The sequence below is a fragment of the Legionella sp. 227 genome (assembly GCF_043161935.1).
In the GTDB taxonomy this organism is placed as follows: domain Bacteria; phylum Pseudomonadota; class Gammaproteobacteria; order Legionellales; family Legionellaceae; genus Legionella; species Legionella sheltonii.
In genome coordinates this window covers 2,572,435-2,588,902 of sequence record NZ_CP171154.1, presented here as the reverse complement: position 1 = coordinate 2,588,902, position 16,468 = coordinate 2,572,435, and the positions used below count along the sequence as shown (strand labels likewise).

The following is a 16,468-nucleotide window of genomic DNA, read 5'->3' as shown; positions in this document are numbered from 1 at the left end:
TTCTCCTTTTTAGTTAACTTTCATATTTAAAATTTGTTTTATTTTCTGCAAATGGGTTTTAGCAACTTCTGGGTTATTGTTTTTTGGAGATTCATCAGGTATAAAAAATGAGCTCTTCTTAGAACAATTTTTACAAAAATCAATAAATTGGGGTAAGGTTGGCGGTAATTCCTTATTTTTTCGACATAACTCAATTGCCAGCTCAAGAATGTTATCCGCATAGCCAAGTAGTCCTTGTTGCCATTCACCTTTAACAAAAACTAAAAACTCATCGCTTTTAAATTGACTACGCCAAACCTGTCCGTACATAGCTGCAAACCTCAAAAATAAGCGATCAATACGCTTGTGATGTTCCTCGGTAGGCGCTGAGTTCGATGATGTTGCTGTCATCGGATTCTTCTTCAATGCCTGATTTACATGACTCCCAGAAGCTGTCTCTAATGGGTTGTTTCTGATAATTTGTTTTATGGACTGCATTATTTGTCTCCTGACACATATCACTCTGAATATCATCTTCCCAGCAATGTTGTCCTAACCAATTGGCAGGAAATTTCCAAGCAGCCACCCATTGACCTTGGTTATGCTGTTGCTGATAAAACTGGATTTGTTGTTGTAAAGATGAATAAATTTGCGTTAATAACTCAGCAGTGGGATTAAGAGCTTGAAATGCTTCCCATGCTTTCTGCTTTGATTTTTTTAGTGGATACAAATCCCAAAATTTTTCGAATTGTGATAATAAAAAAATATAATAATTATCTTCTTTTAGAGGTGTGTCGGCTTTTGGTGATTTATCTATGTTGGGTTTTAGTGCGCCTGTCTCTGATAAGCTTGTATTTATAAGGCGTTGCTGATTTTTAGATAGGTCTAGTTGCTGTGTCGGGTTTAGGTCTACTTTATTTTGGACGAAATAACCCATTGTGGCTAAATCACATTTTAAAATTAATTTTAAGCCTTCGGACTGTAATGTAATAAGCCCCGCGCGTCCCAAAGCAGATAAGGCGCGGCGTATTTGCATGCGCGAACAGCTCTCGCTTTTAATACCTTGGTGCGGCTCAATATAAAGTTGCTCAGCGATCGATTGATAACTGATTCCACGTTTTATGCCAACTAAGCCTGTTTTAACGTCCATATAAGGCCGTATTCCTCTTAAATAAGCAAGTTGCTGGTTATGTGGTAAACCACAAAGGGCAGCTAATTCCTCACTATTAATCAAAAAATCCATTGTTAACTCTCAATCCGTGTATAAATTCGTTATTATTTTATTTCTATGGTATATTTACTAATATCAATCAATATTGTTGTACGATACGTGTAAATAATAATTTCAATTTAACACATAAAGTACGAATGTCAATTTAAATTTTCACTTATTGGGATAAATTGGTTTAACTAATATGAATATAAAAGAAAAAATTGGTCAAAGAATTCATGAGGAGCGTTTAGCTAGGGGGTTGACTAGAAAAGCTCTTGAGGAGTTAACTGATGATCTTAAGCAATCCAGAATTAGTAATTGGGAGCGTGGTGATAGAACTCCTGGGCCAGAAGAAATAAAACAACTGGCTAAAGCACTGGATGTGTCACCTGCTTATTTGATGTGCCTAACCGACGAGAAGAGACCGAAAAAAATTCCAGGATTAGGAGCGTTGATTCCAATACTTGATCACCAACAAGCCTGTGATCCGAAAAAATTCATTCAAACACTGAAAACTGAACACAATCAAGATGAAATAAGCTTTATCCCTATTTCTGCTGAACTCACTACTCGTATTGGAGAAAACGCATTTGCTCTAAAAATGAAAGATGAGAGCATGCACCCTGAATTGAGAGTAAATGATATTTTAATAATTGATCCTAACTCTGAACTCCAACCAGGAAGTTTAGTTGTAACACAGCTTAATGAAGACAATGAGGTTATTGTGCGAAGATATAAACAACTAGCCTTATCAAAGGAATTTAATCCTTTTGAATTGCGTGCCGAAAATGATAATTGGGGCAATATAAAAATTGATAAAAAAGCTGATGCAATAATAATCGGCGTTATTGTTTGTATTGTGAGGTATCCTGGGAGATATTAATACATTTAGCCTAATTGATTTGATTTACCAGTGAAATGTTAACGAATAGTGTTCTGAGATTTTTTATAACCTACAGAAAAGCTTCTTTAACACGATTATTCATTCGCGGAATAGTACCTAGCGAAAATAATCATTGAGCTCAAGGAGAAGTTTATGATAATTTTTAAAGAGGTTCTGTCCAGCTTGAAGTTTGGGCTACTAAGTATATAAAATCCATCTTCAGTAGGTATCTACATGTATTGGCCCCCATTAATATCCAGATTAGCGCCGGTAATAAATCCAGACTCGGGAGAAGCCAAGAAAGCCACGGCATTGGCAATCTCTTGCGGCTTGCCTAAACGGCCTACAGGAATGTGCGCAATGATTGACTTTAAGATGTCTTCTCGCATAGCAGAAAGCATGGGTGTTTCAATGTAGCCTGGTGAGATGGTATTCACAGTAATTCCTTTACTTGCAACTTCTTGGGCTAAGCTTTTGCTAAAACCAAATATGGCGGCCTTGGTCGCGGCATAATTGCATTGCCCAAATTGTCCCTTGCGTCCATTAATTGATGAGATGCTGATAATTCGGCCATAGCCTTGATCCAGCATGGCAGGTAACACATTGCGCGTTATATTAAAGACACTAGTCAAATTAGCATCAACAACCTGCTGCCATTGTAATGAGCTCATTTTCTTTAAAGTAGTATCGCAAGTAATCCCCGCATTATTGACCAAAACATCAATCCGTCCATAGCGCTCCATTAATAAATCGGTAAGCTTTTCACAATCAGCAAATTGGGTCGTGTCACCATAGAGAATATCTACATCATAACCTGCCTCTCTCTGACGGTCTTGCCATCGTTTTGCCTCGTCATGTTGGCCCCCTTTAAAATAACATGCGATGACTTGATAATCAGCCGCAAGACGCTGGCATATTGCAGAACCTATCCCGCCTGTACCTCCTGTTACCACTACTGTCATTCGTTCCATAAACGACTCCTTCGTTTTGAATGCTTATTAAAAAAATAAAAATAATGAGTTGTTATACAATCTCAACTTCTTCCGCCTGCAGGCCTTTTGGCCCTTTACCCGCTTTAAATAGAACACTAGAACCTTCATGAAGATTTTTAAAGCCACTGCCTTGAATGGCACTAAAATGAACAAAATAATCCTTGCCACTACTCTCAATAAAGCCAAATCCTTTGTCTTTATTAAACCATTTCACCTTTCCACGTATTTTATCTGCCATAGCGATCATCCTAATGATAAGAAAAAAGAATTGAGTGCTTTTAATCCCCATGCACCTCTTTTCCAAAGAACACCGGGTGTTCTAGAATTATTCTGGCTAGAGAGCCTATTCATAAATCTTCCTGAGTCATTATCGTTGCTAATATCATCGACTCACAGGTTAGACAAAAGTACGATTTAGCCTTGCTCCATAGCCTTTAAGCGCATTTGCGCGCTAGCATTTCCTTGCTGAGCCGCTTTTCGAAGCCAATTCATTGCCTCAGCATCATTTTTCGGAACGCCTACCCCATCATGATATACGGCAGCAAGGGCAAACTGTGCTTCGGGAAGCCCCTGTTCTGCTGCCCTACGAAAATACTGAACGGCTTTCGAATCATCTTGAATGACACCTTTACCCGTCATGTATTTAACCCCAAGATTGTACTGAGCAGTGGCATCCCCTTGTTCCGCTGCTTTCTCAAACCACTTAACCGCCTCAATGTCGCTTTGTTGAATGCCTCTTCCAGTAGACAACATAATCGCAAGGCTGAGTTGGGCTAAAGCATTTCCTTGTTCCGCCGCTTTACTAAACCATGTTACTGCTTCTGCATCATTTTGTTCAATCCCCAAGCCTTCTGCATATCGTGTACCTAAGTTGAATTGAGCTAAAGCTAATCCTTGCCGTGCTGCTTTATCAAGCCATTGGGTTGCTTCCATGTCATTTCGCGCTACCCCTTTGCCATTTGCATACATGAGGCCCAGATGCAGTTGAGCCATCTTCTCCCCTTGTTTTGCCGCCTTACGAAACCAGGTGAAAGCTTCCGTATCGCTCTGCAGAACCCCTTTTCCATCAACATACATTGCTGCAAGATTAAGTTGAGCAAAAGGGTCTCCTTGCTGAGCTGCTTTGTGAAACCACTTAAACGCTTCAGAATAGCTCTGCGTTATTCCCTTACCCGTGCCATACATAAGACCAAGGTTACGTTGCGCCATCGGCAATCCTTGTTCCGCTGCTTTACGAAACCAGGTTACAGCTTCGCTTTCATTTTTTGTGACCCCTTTTCCAGTAGCACACATCACACCAAGATTCAGCTGGGCGATGACATCTCCTTGTTCAGCGGCTTTACGAAAATAGTGAGCGGCTTCCCTATCACTTTGCAAAACTCCCTTACCGAATGCGTACATAATGCCAAGGTTACGTTGCGCCACGGGGAATCCCTGTTCGGCAGCTTGACGAAATCGCTTCACGGCTTTAACATCATTTTGCGGCACTTCATGACCTAGGGCATAAGCTACGCCTTGATCATTCAAAAGAGAAAAAGGTTCATTGAGGGCTCTATCCTCAGCAACAGGACGTTGTGTAACATTCGCATAAGTGCTCGTATGCATAGTCAAGGTCATTAAAAATAAAATTGAATAAAAATAAGATGTTCGCATTTCATCTTAGCCTTTATGATGAAGAACATCAGCTTACACTAAATGGAGAAGAATTGCTCTACTAACCCACTGAATTTTATCGAAACACTCAGCAAGCATCCATCTCCTTAAGCCAAGTCTAAACAATACGCGCTTCCATGAGAGTAATCCATTATCTCCATCCAATCCAAAACCCATTTTCCCGAAGAAAAATCCTAATGTGGCTATCGCGACACAACTTATATACTATTTACGAGCCTAATATTGGGATAAAAATTCCCTGATTACTAACGCAATTATGCTCAATTGTCTTCGATGATAACGGGCTTTTCATAAACAGAATGGTTGATGGTATTTAATCGTGTTATTGTGGGTATTATTTGCGAAGGGCATCGATAGGCATTTCCTTCAATGGAATGTATTTCGATATCTGTATGCCGATTCGGGCTCAACGTATAGTATCGTTTAACCAAGGTTTGATGTTTTTCAAACACGACCACATTGGCATTTAATTTTTCCCCTTCATTTTTAAGAAAATTGACATCATCTTTTTTGAGATTCTTTTCCAATCCCCATGAAAATTGCAGCTTCAAACCATGCACATCCTTACCCGATATTTTTCCCAGCAACTTACAATTTTTAGTAATTTGTGTGTTTTGACCGTAGATAAGCGTGATGTTTTTCGCATCAGGCTCCAGAGGCCTTGGCATGCACCCTACCAGAATGCTCATTGCAAAAACAATCATTGAAAAAAGAGTTTGATTCATCAGTAATCCTTTACAAAGTCCAGCCCAAATTCGCCACCAGTAAATAAGAGGCCCTTGTTTGATTCCCATATAAATTTTGGGTAACAGGTAACCCCACACCCAACTGAACAATTAGTTTTTTTGAAGAAACCCAGAGCGAAGGCGTTACATAGACTACATTTCCCCCTGAATTAAAATCGATTACTCCATTGATTTTATTTCGTTGTGTATATTGTCCATCTCCTTCAACCATCCATGCAAACATCCATCCCTTAATGTTAATAATATGTCTTCCGAAACCACCCTGATAAAGAAATTGATTTCCAAACTTTGTATCATTATGCCTTGTAGTTAATACTACCCCAGATGATGCAAATGCGAACCAATCGACATACATACGAGATAGTGTGCTGCCTATAAAAAAACTTGGGGACCCAAAACCCGTTGGCGGTTGTTTTTGCGCTGAGCCCATAGGGAGCGTCAGATTCATAACCAGGGTTGCTTGCTCTACAAAAGAAGACGTTTTTTTCGTATAAAAAGCATCTTCAAGTTGCACGAAGGCATCTTCAAATCCTGAGGATTTTTTTCTATTTTGCAGATAGCTCACAGCCATCGGTGCATTAATAAAAATCGATAAATCATCGGTAATGCCATACAACACACCCGGCATCACATCGACAAAATGTTTTTCTACCCCAGCAAAATCATCAGCAAATAGAAAGAGTTGAGTCTCATTTTTTTCAATAATATTTTCGCCAAAGCTGACCAAGGGGCCGGGTTGTTGCGATAAAGGCAATGCAAAGTTGCCAATCTTTGGCGGCGCATCATTGGATTTTGTTTCTTTTGGAACTAAATGAGCATTGGCTCCATAGGTGAATGAAGAAAGGAATAAAGTCATGGTGAGAATCACTAATTTCATGAACTCATCCGAGGAGAAGCCCATAATTTGGGGATAAATGCAGGCGTTTTCTCTACATACTTTTTGTATTCTTCTCCAAACTCCTTAAGAGTTTCTTGTTCTTCGTGATGCGCCAGTTTCACATACATCACAACCAAGATAGGAAACATGATTAAGGTTAGAATGGTTGGCCATTGCACTAAAAAACCAATCATAATCAGAATAAAACCATCGTATTGCGGATGACGCATTTTGGCGTAAAGTCCTGTTGTGGCAAGTTGATGGTTTTTTTGTGCACGATAAAGAGTACCCCAAGCAGAAGCAATCATCCACAGACCACCCAAGATGAACACAAAACTTAAGAGATGAAATACATCAAAATGAGGGTCTCCTTTTAAACCCAAAAAGGTATGGAGTAAATGACCGCTGTCATGGCCGTATAAATTAACCCCAGGGTAATGCCGAGTCAGCCATCCTGACAGCAAATAAATGGTTAAAGGAAAACCATACATTTCAGTAAAATAGGCCACCACAAACGCAGAAAAAGTCCCAAAGGTGCGCCAATCACGCCCTGTTTTAAATTGAGTAAAACTGTAAGCAAATAGAATGAAAATCGCCGAATTGACGATGACCAATAACCAGAAGCCATAGGCATAAGAAGCATGTTCCATCGTGGTTACTCCTTGTTTTCAGAAGAATGATTATCCACGTCATCATCAGGCTTGTGATGATGTTTGTCTCCATGCCCACCATGTCCTTTATGCATGAATAGATGCATCAATGGGCAGAGTAAGATAAGCAGCAAAAAAGGCGAGGCACCAAGGAGGCTTGCGATATGAGCCCCATGCTCAGTAATGAGATAATAGCCTATAATGACAATAATTATTAGGGCAATAACGCCAGGAGGAGTGCGCCAAAAATGTTTCTCTTCTTGTGGCTTTTGTTGTCGGTGATGCTGGTGTTCCGATGCCATGATTCACTCCCTTTTAAATTAATCATGAATATTATAACCGCCATCCACGTAGATGATTTGGCCAGTAATGTATTGGGCTTGATTGGATATAAGAAAAGCGGTGGCCTCACCAATCGCATCAATAGTGACCAATTGATGCAGCGGTGCTTCTTGGGCTGCTTTTTCCATCAAATGGTCAAAATCCGCCAATCCTGATGCAGCACGCGTGTTGATGGGGCCTGGAGAAATGGCGTTGACTCGAATTTTTTTGCTGCCAAGCTCCATCGCCAAATAGCGCACTGAGGTTTCCAGTGCTGCTTTGACTGGCCCCATGAGATTGTAGTTTTTTACCACTTTGTCAGCACCATAATAACTCATTGTGATTATTGAGCCTCCATTGGTCATTAGCGGTTCAGCAGCTTTTGCCAAGCGAATGAACGAATGGCACGAAACATCCATGGCTGTCATAAAGCCCTCGCGCGAGCAATCCACGACACGACCTTGTAAATCAGACTTGGGCGCAAAAGCAATCGCATGAACCATAAAATCCAGTGTTCCCCAATGGGTTTTGATACTCTGAAACAAGGCATCCAATTGCGAGTCATCCGTAACATCAAGCGGCATGAAAAGCGAGCAAGAAATACCATCAACTAAGGGTTGCGCAACCTGTTTTGTTTTCTCATTTTGATAAGTGATGGCAAGCTCTGCACCAGCCTCATGCAAGACTTTGGCACATCCCCAGGCAATGGAATGTTCGTTTGCCACCCCAACAATCAGTCCTTTTAAATGAGTCATCGGTTATTTTCCTTACTGTTTCCAAGAAGAGACAGAGCATGCATCGCCATGAGCTACTGTGTTAACGTGCCAGCTTTGATTTTGTGCTTCCACCCAGTGCAGAATAAAACGCAAGGCACTTTCAGGAGTGGTGTCAGCAGGAAGTACTGCGTTATCCGCATAATTCTGAATGGGATGCGTTTCATGGGTTACTGTAAATAAGGGTTTGCTCCCTAAATCATACACTTTGCCTTGAGCAAGTAGAGGTAGTGTTTGCTCCCTGGCAAACACTTGAAATTTTACACTGGATGAGCCTGCATTAATCACCAGAATACACTTTTTTATCTTGGGTATCATTTAATCTTCCCTGCCTTACGTGCCGCAGCCAACTTAACGGCCAAGGCACAAGAGAAGAGTCTAGTTCGCAAGGAATCGGCACGACTGACTAAAATGATGGGCACGCGCGCTCCTAAAACAATACCGGCGGCATCTGCATGGCCTAAAAAAGTGAGCTGCTTTGCCAAAATGTTACCTGACTCAATTTCAGGAACAAGCAGGATATCAGCATCCCCTGCAACCGATGAGGCAATCCCCTTATCCTCTGCAGCTTCTTTGCTAATGGCATTATCAAATGCCAATGGCCCATCGAGAATGCCATCGGTGATTTGGCCACGCTCCGCCATTTTACATAAGGTTGCGGCATCTACCGTTGCTTGCATCTTAGGATTAACTAACTCTACCGCGGCAAGAATAGCGACTTTTGGTTTTTTATCTTCACCGAATAAGATGCGCCACAGATTAATCGCGTTTTGACAGATATCGGCCTTCTCGGACGCACTGGGTGCAATATTAATCGCCGCATCGGTAATAATGAGGGGTTTATGATAAGAGGGAATATCCATGACATAAGCGTGGCTAATCCGGTATTGGGTACGCAGGTTGGAAGTCGCAGACACAATGGCAGCTAACAACTCATGAGTGGTCAAAGCACCTTTCATGATGGCATCTACTGCGCCAGTCGCTGCTAACTCCGCGGCTACGCTGGCTGCAGCCTCACTATGCTCCGTATCAATTATTTCCCACTCAGAGATGTCAATTTTAGCCTCAATAGCGGCTGACTTAATTTTTTCTATTGGGCCAATTAATACCGGGATCATAAGCTTAGCGTTCACCGCATCAGCTACTGCTTCCAACACATTGGCTTTTACCGGATGGACCACCGCGGTACGAATCCTTCCCATGCATTGACAGGTTTGAATGATGGCCTGAAACCGGTCATGGCTGTGAATTTCCACCTGAGGCAGATTTGCTTTTGCGACTCGTATTTTTTGTGTTGGTGCGAGCACAGTAGCCATACCTTCAACCACGATTTCGCCACGCTGATTTACCCCCTTGCAGTCCAAAGTGACGATGGCTTGCTTAGCCTGTTTGTCACGGACAATAAGCGTGATGGTAATCGTATCGCCAATGCGTACCGGTTTTTTAAATTGGATATCTTGCTCCAGATAAATCGTTCCAGGTCCCGGCAAGATGGTACCAAGAAGTGCCGAAATCAGAGAGCCTGACCACATACCATGACCTACAATGCCATGAAAGATATCGCTTTGAGCAAATTTGGGATCCATATGCGCCGGATTCACATCACCGGACATGGCTGCAAAAAGCTCAATATCTTCTTGAGTAAGCGTCCTACTCAGACTTGCCTGCTGCCCAATAGTGAGCTCATCAAAGGTGACATTCTCCAGAAATTCCTTATCCATCATGGTTCCTTTATTTCTGCATCACATAATTGCCAGGGGCTAAGGGCAGCGCTTTATCAATGAGAGGTGGAGAAACTCGCTTTACGGTATTGTGTCGTGTTAGCCAATCATGTAAGGCTTGCCACCAGGAATCCTCTTGCTTCTCTGCTTTATCTAACCAGCGCGAGGGATTCAAATAAGCCTCACCCCTTTTGTGTTCATGAATGTGATAATAGCGTCCCGGATAACCTGGTTCGCTGACAATCCCTGCGTTATGTCCACCACTGGTCAAAACAAAGGTGGTATCACTACTGGCCATCAGATGAATTTTATACACCGATTGCCAAGGAGCCACGTGGTCCTTTTCAGTCCCCACCGCAAAAATGGGTAATTGAATGTTTTCAGCGGCAACTGGTTCTCCTTCCACTGTAAAGCGTCCTTCAGCAAAATCATTATTTAAAAACAGTTTTTCAAGGTATTCGCTGTGCATCTTGTAAGGCATGCGAGTGGCATCGGCGTTCCACGCGAGTAAATCAATGGTGCCACGACGCACACCATGCATGTAATCTTGAATCATTTTAGACCAAATCAAATCATAAGCACGCAGCATCTGAAAGGAACCGGCCATTTGCTTGGTGTCAAGATACCCCTGCTCCCACATCATGTTCTTGAGAAAAGCAACCTCACTGTCGGTGACAAAAAGCATCAATTCCCCGGCTTCGGTAAAATCGCCTTGCGCAGCAAGCAAGGTGAGACTGTTGAGACGATTATCTCCATCGCGTGCCATCGCCGCGGCCGTAATCATTGCCAGTGTGCCACCTAAACAATACCCAATCAGATTGATTTGGGCTTGAGGCAGCAGAGTCGAAACCGCATTAATGGCCGCCATGGCCCCTAATCGGTAATAGTCATCCATCCCTAAATCCCGATCATTACCATCAGGATTGCGCCATGAAACAATAAACACGGTGTGCCCCTGGCCAACAAGCCATTTAACCAGTGAATTATTGGGGGATAAATCAAGAATATAATATTTCATAATCCATGCGGGTATGATTAATATTGGTTCTTTAAACACGGTTTTGGTTTGTGGTTCATATTGAATAAGCTCAATTAAATGGTTTTGAAAAACAACTCGCCCCGGAGTAATCGCTACACCTTTACCGGGTATAAACTCTTCTGCGCCAGCAGGTAGTGCGCCGGTTAGCCTATCAAGCATGTCCTGAATCGCAATTTCAGTGCCACTAATTAAGTTAAATCCATTGGAGTGAATTGTTTCGTAAAACAAATCAGGGTTGGTCCAGACAAAATTAGAAGGCGACCACGCATCCAAAAATTGCCGTGCCCAAAAAGAAACGGTGCGTTCAACCGGCTTAGGCAATCCTGGAACCTGAGTCGTAGCCCGTCGCCACCAATCTTCAATTTGCAAAAAATGTTCTGCTAACAGCCGCCAAGGCATGGCTTGCCAGCTTTCTTTATGAAAGCGCACGTCTTTACCACCTGCAGCACGATCCACACAGAGCACGTTATTAATGCAATCATGCGCATGCACCGCAGGGTAAAGTGCTAATTCCAATAAGAGCCCCGGAGACTGTTCCAATTGCACAAGCCAAGAAAAGAAGGCAATCCTCAACGCTGCTGGGCTCATGCCTGCTGTGACCTTGCCCAGATTTGCCTGAAAAAATTGAGTGAGAAAGCTAAAAAAATGAGTAAGTTCATCTGAATCGGTAGCCGAGCAACACGGCATAGAGACATTGGATGATGTCTGTTTCTTCTCGGAAGTTGATGTCTCGTTGGAACAGCATTTTGTTTTTGATCCATTCATGTATATCCATCCTTAGCGTCATTATGAGTCTCGTTTCCATTTTGTGGGTGACTCAAGTGTTACTTAAGACAAAAAACGCTTCCACAAATTCAATGAACTATTAGAATCATAGCATAATTGGGATGCAATACACGCTGTGGCCTCCTTCTTAGCATGTATATTTTCATGAGCCGTTGCCATTTATCTGGGCCGTTCTGGTGAACGTCTTATCTCATTTCTTTTCTAATTGATACCAACCTAATTCTATATTTAATTTATGTTTATACCTTGTGATGGTTTCATGCAGTAAAAATAGTTTTATATTGTCATCTGAATCGTGCTGACATAGACTTAATGGTGGTCATTTATTGAATCACTTCGACTTCCTCGGCCTGAGGTCCTTTCTGCCCTTTTCTAATTTTAAACAAGAACGGTTGCCCCATCGAGAATCGTGTTAACGCCGTTACTTTGAATCGTACTAAAGTGGACAAAGTAATCTTTGCCACTGCTTACAATAAAACCAAGCCCTTGTCTTTATTAATATTTGACTCTACCACGAATTTTATTGGTCATTTTTGTTTATTTGCTCATAATAAAGTGAGGTTACATCAGTGTCATGCGACATTGTGCTTTTTGTCAATACTTGTTTACCAGATAGCGCTTAGTGGTTTAATGGGTTGAATCAGTGGATTTTTCGGTGTTTCCTGTTACTTTTTTCAATGAAACCACTTTATCACACTGAATCTCAATGGTATTTGATTTAGCAGTGGATACCCCCCAACATCGTATTCTTTTCCCCTCTTTATCGATGAATAGCACGTGAATAACTAAATTTTTTCCGTAAGTGTTGTTGATGGTAATGTCCTGAGCATCATTCGTTTTGGCCAGGAGTCTTCCTTGTGATTTGCCATTACGGTGGAACTCTATTAATACTACAGCGTTTGATAAGGACATATTGTTTATTTTTGAATCTTTATGGTATTTGATGTGGTAGGATTGTATGTCGGCATAGGCATTGAGTGTTATGCAGGAAAAAATTGCCGCAAAAATCATTTTAAGAAGGTCTATTTTTTTTATTTTAAATGACTTGATATCGCTCATATGATTCCTATCCTTGTCTCTGCCCATGTACTTTTACTATTTTGTCATAAAATTTTTACATGCCCAATCTTTAATAGCATAAATTTCTTTTTGTCATAATAGAGCTAAGTAAAAAAAATTATTATGAGGTTGGAGACTCATTATAATTTTTATTAACGTTTTCTTAACAAGGATTAGTTTGGTACGCACTTACGTCGTGTAACCTTAGTTTTAATCGCAATTATTATAAATGAGCGAGTTCATCTGAATCGGTAGCCGAGCAACACGGCATAGAGGCATTTGATAATGTCAGCTCTTTCTCGGAAATCATGATGCAATAGACTCTGTGGTCTCCTTCTTAGCATTATTTTGTTTTATGAGCAGTTGTTATTTTGTCTGGACCGTTCTGGTGAGTGTCTTATCTTATTTCTTTTCTAATTGACACCCTCCTATTAAAAAAACATCCCAACTTAACTAAAACACTTTCTATATTTAATTTATGTCGTGAATTTACGTTACGCAATATTACGACTCGTAAACTTGCGAGTTATAATGCATTAAAAATAAGGATGCTTCTATGCTCTAAAGAAGCTACTTTCCTTTAGGTGTTGCCATTGGCTCATCTTTTTGTAACCTAACTTAAGAAACAAACTTACTCATTAATAATATTAAAAATGGAAAAGTTATAATCTAACAACCTATCAAGCCGATGATTTCACATGTAAAAGTATCCTATTCTTTTGTAGCGATTTGACAGGTGATGCAAAAGTGTTACACTTAATATATGCACAAATTTAGGAGCAATCATTATGCCCACTAAAAATCCTAGAATAAATATTACCTTTGAAGAGTCAACAGCAGGCTTACTTGCTTATCTGGCCGAGCTAGAACATAAATCAATTTCAGGATTAGCTAAAGAGCTTATCATGGAAGCCTTAGAACGGCGGGAAGATAGAGTCTTGTCTGCTATTGCAGAGTTTCGGGATCATGCCAGAGTAAAAAAGGTGAAGCATGATGACGCCTGGAAGTAAACTGTATCAAATTGAATATGTAGAAGATGTTGTCAAATACGACATACCCGAGTTGCCAACTGCAGCTAAAAAGCTCATAAAAAAAGCGATTGAAGAGCGATTGATGATCGATCCTATTGGTTTTGGTAAGCCATTGCGATATAGCCTTAAAGGGCACAGGCGTTTGCGAGTCAGTGACTATAGAGTTGTTTACCGCATTGAAGCAGAAACAAATACAGTCGTTATTATTGCAATAAAACACCGAAAAGAAGTTTATGATGATTTTTAATTGGGAAATAGAGTCTCAGTTAAGCTATCGAGCCTATCAATGCTGGCTAATAGGTTGATTATTCGCATAATATCTGCCGACAAAAATGGTAAAAAAACATAAAGATGGTTATTAGAATAAAATAAAGGCAAAACTTCGATTTCCTCTTAATCATACTAAAGAAATCAGAGAGAAAAAGAATGAATCATATTACGGAGTTCACTCCTTACAAAGGATTAATCGGCGGCTTTTTTATCGGACTTAGTGCTGTCCTTTTTTATGGCTAAATGGACGCATAGCTGGAATCAGTGGTTTGGTGCATGGTTTATGTCCGCCTGAAAAAAACACACGGTTTTGGCGAGCCATCTTTCTATTAGGGCTCGTTGTCGGAGGCCTATCGTTTTACCTCGTTCCTCCCATTCAATTTCCCTTACGAACTCATTACCCAGTTTATCTTTTAATCATTGGCGGTTTTTTTGTAGGATTTGGAACCCGCATGGGGCATGGATGTACCTCTGGCCACGGCGTTTGTGGCATTGCGCGCTTATCAATACCCTCTGTCATTGCTACCCTTGCATTTTTTTTATCAGGCGCAATAACGGTTTTTATTAGCCGACATCTAATAGGATGTTGATTAATCATGTATCTTCTATCCGCGTTTTCATAGGAGTATTATTTGCCACAGGTTTGGCCATTTCAAATATGATAAATCCCAATAAGGTTTTAAATTTTTTGGATTTATTCGGTCATTGGGATCCAACGTTGTTCATCGTCATGATTAATGCCGTAGTGACCTGACCACTTTCATAGGCTATCGTTTTGTTCTTCAACTCGACAAACCACGATTATCTGCAGCATTTCACCTACCACCAAAAAGGAAAATCAAAACAAGTCTTGTCATTGGGAGTGCTATTTTCGGCATAGGTTGGGGTATGACAGGATATTGTCCTGGACCCTCAATAACAGCACTTGCTACATTTAATTTCGATCCCCTCTACTTCGTTATAGGCATGATAGTTGGATCCTATACTTATTGGTTTAAGTACCTTAGAGGAAAAGAGTAGAGCATATTGTTATAGTGGGCAAGAGAAAAGATTAGTCATGGGTTGCTCTAACCTAACTACCTGCAAGCCTCTAATCGCTATAGACCTTATCCGATCTTATATGATGATCATATTGCATTTCTTGATACGTCGCTTTTTTCAGACTTGTTTTGTAAGCTTGTGTTCAATTGATTCTAGGAAAAAATGATCCGAGTTTTTTAAAAAAATCATAGGCCATTAACAATGCACATGGAGATAAAAATAAGGCAATTGATATGAATCAGACTTATAGTTTTTATGTAAACCTAAAAATTCCCTCCAAAGCAAATGATTGTTGATTCTGGCTTGTTGTAATGCCATTTTTATTCAGAAAAGAACTGACGTTAGAAAAATCGCGTCGTGTTTCTGCACGAAACTCAAGATTTTTAGTAGGAATATAGCTCAATGTCATAGTGAGCTCATCCCAAGTTTGAGCTACTCCCGTGCGATAACCATTTCTATCCGAAAAAATTTCTCCACGTAGGGAGGTTCGCCATTTCTGATTCAATTGATAATTCACATATCCTGCGATTCCTTGCCACACTGCTTTCGCTACATTGCCATTGGGAAGTGCTGCTTTCGTTTGTAACGCACCATCATAGTTGATAACAAAACTTAACTGTTTCGTAATTGTGAACGTGGCGATTAAATCTATCAAAGTACGCTGCCCTGTTGGGCCGCTCGATATCCTTTCAGCAATGCGTTGTTGACCTGAATAAGCATAAGTTGCCAAAGAGAACCTTGGGTTAAACGTATAAGAGGCGCCAAGTTCAATAGTTTTCTGGCGGCTAGTATCACGAATACTATCCCAACCATTATTGATACCACCGATTAATGTGAGCTTATCATTGGGAATGTAGGAAACTCTTAATCCCGTAACGGTAAAAGGTTCTGCATAGCCCCAGAGAATAGAGCGAGAAAAATTGGTATCATTATAAGAAAAAAGATTTTCAGCACCGGCTAACTCAATAAAACTTCCTCCCATAAAGGTCAAAGGACCGCTCGCATACTGCACATAAGCTTGTGGCATTGCAAACGAACGTAGATTCCAACCATAGGGTGCAAAAATATTGGGATCCCTTCCTACCACAGGGGTGATTAAACCGCCAAATCCTTGTTGGGGTTGATAAGCTAAGGTGATGCCTGCTTGTTGGAGTGTCACTCCATTTGGGTTGATGTCAAAGATGCGATCATCGATACCGCTCGTGAATTTATTGCTGTTTTGAAGATAATTATAGGAGCCATCAACATAGCCTGAAAACTTGAAGTCTGATGGGGTTTTCGTGGTCGTAGGAACGTGTTGCATCGTGCCTAAGGCTATTCCGGGTACTAAAAAAGTAAACAAGATAAAAGCCGTTCGCTGATGCATATTGAATAGTCCTAGTTATGAAACACCAGGACCATTTTTTGAGAATG

General features: G+C 40.8%; 21 protein-coding genes and 1 pseudogene. 6 read left to right on the top strand and 16 right to left on the bottom strand.

The features are described 5' to 3' along the window. Positions 1-9 precede the first annotated feature (9 nt). Complete coding sequence (locus ACF8MK_RS11170; RefSeq protein ID WP_392536728.1) at positions 10-390, bottom strand: Vir protein; 381 nt, start codon at positions 388-390, stop codon at positions 10-12. Beyond that, the gene (locus ACF8MK_RS11165; protein WP_392536727.1) at positions 335-1,222 is read right to left on the bottom strand and encodes a hypothetical protein; all 888 of its coding nucleotides are present in this window, start codon (positions 1,220-1,222) and stop codon (positions 335-337) included. The genes ACF8MK_RS11170 and ACF8MK_RS11165 overlap by 56 nt, the downstream gene beginning before the upstream one ends. A 172-nt stretch (positions 1,223-1,394) precedes the next feature. Here ACF8MK_RS11165 and ACF8MK_RS11160 point away from each other — a divergent pair, with 172 nt between their 5' ends. After that, positions 1,395-2,075 (top strand): helix-turn-helix domain-containing protein, encoded by a 681-nt coding sequence (locus ACF8MK_RS11160; RefSeq protein ID WP_392536726.1) that lies wholly within the window; start codon positions 1,395-1,397, stop codon positions 2,073-2,075. A gap of 230 nt (positions 2,076-2,305) precedes the next feature. On the opposite strand, the gene phbB is transcribed toward ACF8MK_RS11160, so the two are convergent. The 13 genes and pseudogenes from phbB to ACF8MK_RS11095 all read right to left on the bottom strand — a co-directional run bounded on the left by phbB (position 2,306) and on the right by ACF8MK_RS11095 (position 12,713). Next, positions 2,306-3,046, bottom strand: a complete 741-nt coding sequence (phbB, locus tag ACF8MK_RS11155; RefSeq protein ID WP_392536725.1) for an acetoacetyl-CoA reductase — start codon at positions 3,044-3,046, stop codon at positions 2,306-2,308. 52 nt (positions 3,047-3,098) lie between these two features. Next, entirely contained in the window at positions 3,099-3,305 is a 207-nt protein-coding gene (locus ACF8MK_RS11150; protein ID WP_265703917.1) for a cold-shock protein, read from the bottom strand. Between the two features lie 176 nt (positions 3,306-3,481). Next, positions 3,482-4,672 carry a tetratricopeptide repeat protein gene (locus ACF8MK_RS11145; protein ID WP_392536724.1) on the bottom strand — a complete coding sequence of 397 codons (1,191 nt, stop codon included), beginning with the start codon at positions 4,670-4,672 and terminating at the stop codon, positions 3,482-3,484. A gap of 329 nt (positions 4,673-5,001) precedes the next feature. Further along, a complete protein-coding gene (locus ACF8MK_RS11140) occupies positions 5,002-5,466 on the bottom strand; it encodes a DUF4156 domain-containing protein (RefSeq protein WP_392536723.1) in 465 nt (154 codons plus the stop codon). A 10-nt stretch (positions 5,467-5,476) separates the two neighbouring features. Beyond that, positions 5,477-6,364, bottom strand: coding sequence for a hypothetical protein (locus ACF8MK_RS11135; RefSeq protein WP_392536722.1), 888 nt, complete (start codon positions 6,362-6,364; stop codon positions 5,477-5,479). Beyond that, positions 6,361-7,014, bottom strand: coding sequence for a methyltransferase family protein (locus ACF8MK_RS11130; protein ID WP_392536721.1), 654 nt, complete (start codon positions 7,012-7,014; stop codon positions 6,361-6,363). Before ACF8MK_RS11130 ends, ACF8MK_RS11135 begins: the two co-directional genes overlap by 4 nt. A 5-nt stretch (positions 7,015-7,019) precedes the next feature. After that, on the bottom strand, positions 7,020-7,316 hold the full coding sequence (locus ACF8MK_RS11125) for a DUF2933 domain-containing protein (RefSeq protein WP_392536720.1): 297 nt from the start codon (positions 7,314-7,316) through the stop codon (positions 7,020-7,022). Between the two features lie 18 nt (positions 7,317-7,334). Further along, a complete protein-coding gene (gene fabI / locus ACF8MK_RS11120; protein ID WP_392536719.1) occupies positions 7,335-8,090 on the bottom strand; it encodes an enoyl-ACP reductase FabI in 756 nt (251 codons plus the stop codon). Between the two features lie 12 nt (positions 8,091-8,102). Then, positions 8,103-8,426 carry a hypothetical protein gene (locus ACF8MK_RS11115; protein WP_392536718.1) on the bottom strand — a complete coding sequence of 108 codons (324 nt, stop codon included), beginning with the start codon at positions 8,424-8,426 and terminating at the stop codon, positions 8,103-8,105. Beyond that, the gene (locus ACF8MK_RS11110; RefSeq protein WP_392536717.1) at positions 8,423-9,829 is read right to left on the bottom strand and encodes a bifunctional enoyl-CoA hydratase/phosphate acetyltransferase; all 1,407 of its coding nucleotides are present in this window, start codon (positions 9,827-9,829) and stop codon (positions 8,423-8,425) included. Before ACF8MK_RS11110 ends, ACF8MK_RS11115 begins: the two co-directional genes overlap by 4 nt. A 10-nt stretch (positions 9,830-9,839) precedes the next feature. Beyond that, positions 9,840-11,633: a PHA/PHB synthase family protein gene (locus tag ACF8MK_RS11105; protein WP_392536716.1), complete on the bottom strand. Its 1,794-nt coding sequence runs from the start codon at positions 11,631-11,633 to the stop codon at positions 9,840-9,842. A 344-nt stretch (positions 11,634-11,977) separates the two neighbouring features. Beyond that, positions 11,978-12,185, bottom strand: a pseudogene (locus ACF8MK_RS11100) (cold-shock protein). Positions 12,186-12,281: 96 nt separating this feature from the next. Then, positions 12,282-12,713, bottom strand: a complete 432-nt coding sequence (locus tag ACF8MK_RS11095) for a hypothetical protein (protein WP_392536715.1) — start codon at positions 12,711-12,713, stop codon at positions 12,282-12,284. A gap of 788 nt (positions 12,714-13,501) precedes the next feature. On the opposite strand from ACF8MK_RS11095, the gene ACF8MK_RS11090 reads away from it, so the two are divergent. From ACF8MK_RS11090 to ACF8MK_RS11070, 5 genes are all read left to right on the top strand, one after another. Beyond that, complete coding sequence (locus ACF8MK_RS11090) at positions 13,502-13,723, top strand: hypothetical protein (protein WP_392536714.1); 222 nt, start codon at positions 13,502-13,504, stop codon at positions 13,721-13,723. Continuing rightward, positions 13,704-13,991, top strand: coding sequence for a type II toxin-antitoxin system RelE/ParE family toxin (locus tag ACF8MK_RS11085; protein ID WP_392536713.1), 288 nt, complete (start codon positions 13,704-13,706; stop codon positions 13,989-13,991). Before ACF8MK_RS11090 ends, ACF8MK_RS11085 begins: the two co-directional genes overlap by 20 nt. Positions 13,992-14,286: 295 nt before the next feature. Further along, entirely contained in the window at positions 14,287-14,604 is a 318-nt protein-coding gene (locus ACF8MK_RS11080; protein WP_392536712.1) for a YeeE/YedE family protein, read from the top strand. Further along, positions 14,598-14,768 (top strand): DUF6691 family protein, encoded by a 171-nt coding sequence (locus ACF8MK_RS11075; RefSeq protein ID WP_392536711.1) that lies wholly within the window; start codon positions 14,598-14,600, stop codon positions 14,766-14,768. Before ACF8MK_RS11080 ends, ACF8MK_RS11075 begins: the two co-directional genes overlap by 7 nt. Next, positions 14,765-15,034 (top strand): DUF6691 family protein, encoded by a 270-nt coding sequence (locus tag ACF8MK_RS11070; protein WP_392538954.1) that lies wholly within the window; start codon positions 14,765-14,767, stop codon positions 15,032-15,034. The genes ACF8MK_RS11075 and ACF8MK_RS11070 overlap by 4 nt, the downstream gene beginning before the upstream one ends. A 274-nt stretch (positions 15,035-15,308) precedes the next feature. On the opposite strand, the gene ACF8MK_RS11065 is transcribed toward ACF8MK_RS11070, so the two are convergent. Further along, positions 15,309-16,421 (bottom strand): outer membrane beta-barrel protein, encoded by a 1,113-nt coding sequence (locus ACF8MK_RS11065; protein WP_392536710.1) that lies wholly within the window; start codon positions 16,419-16,421, stop codon positions 15,309-15,311. Positions 16,422-16,468: the final 47 nt, after the last annotated feature.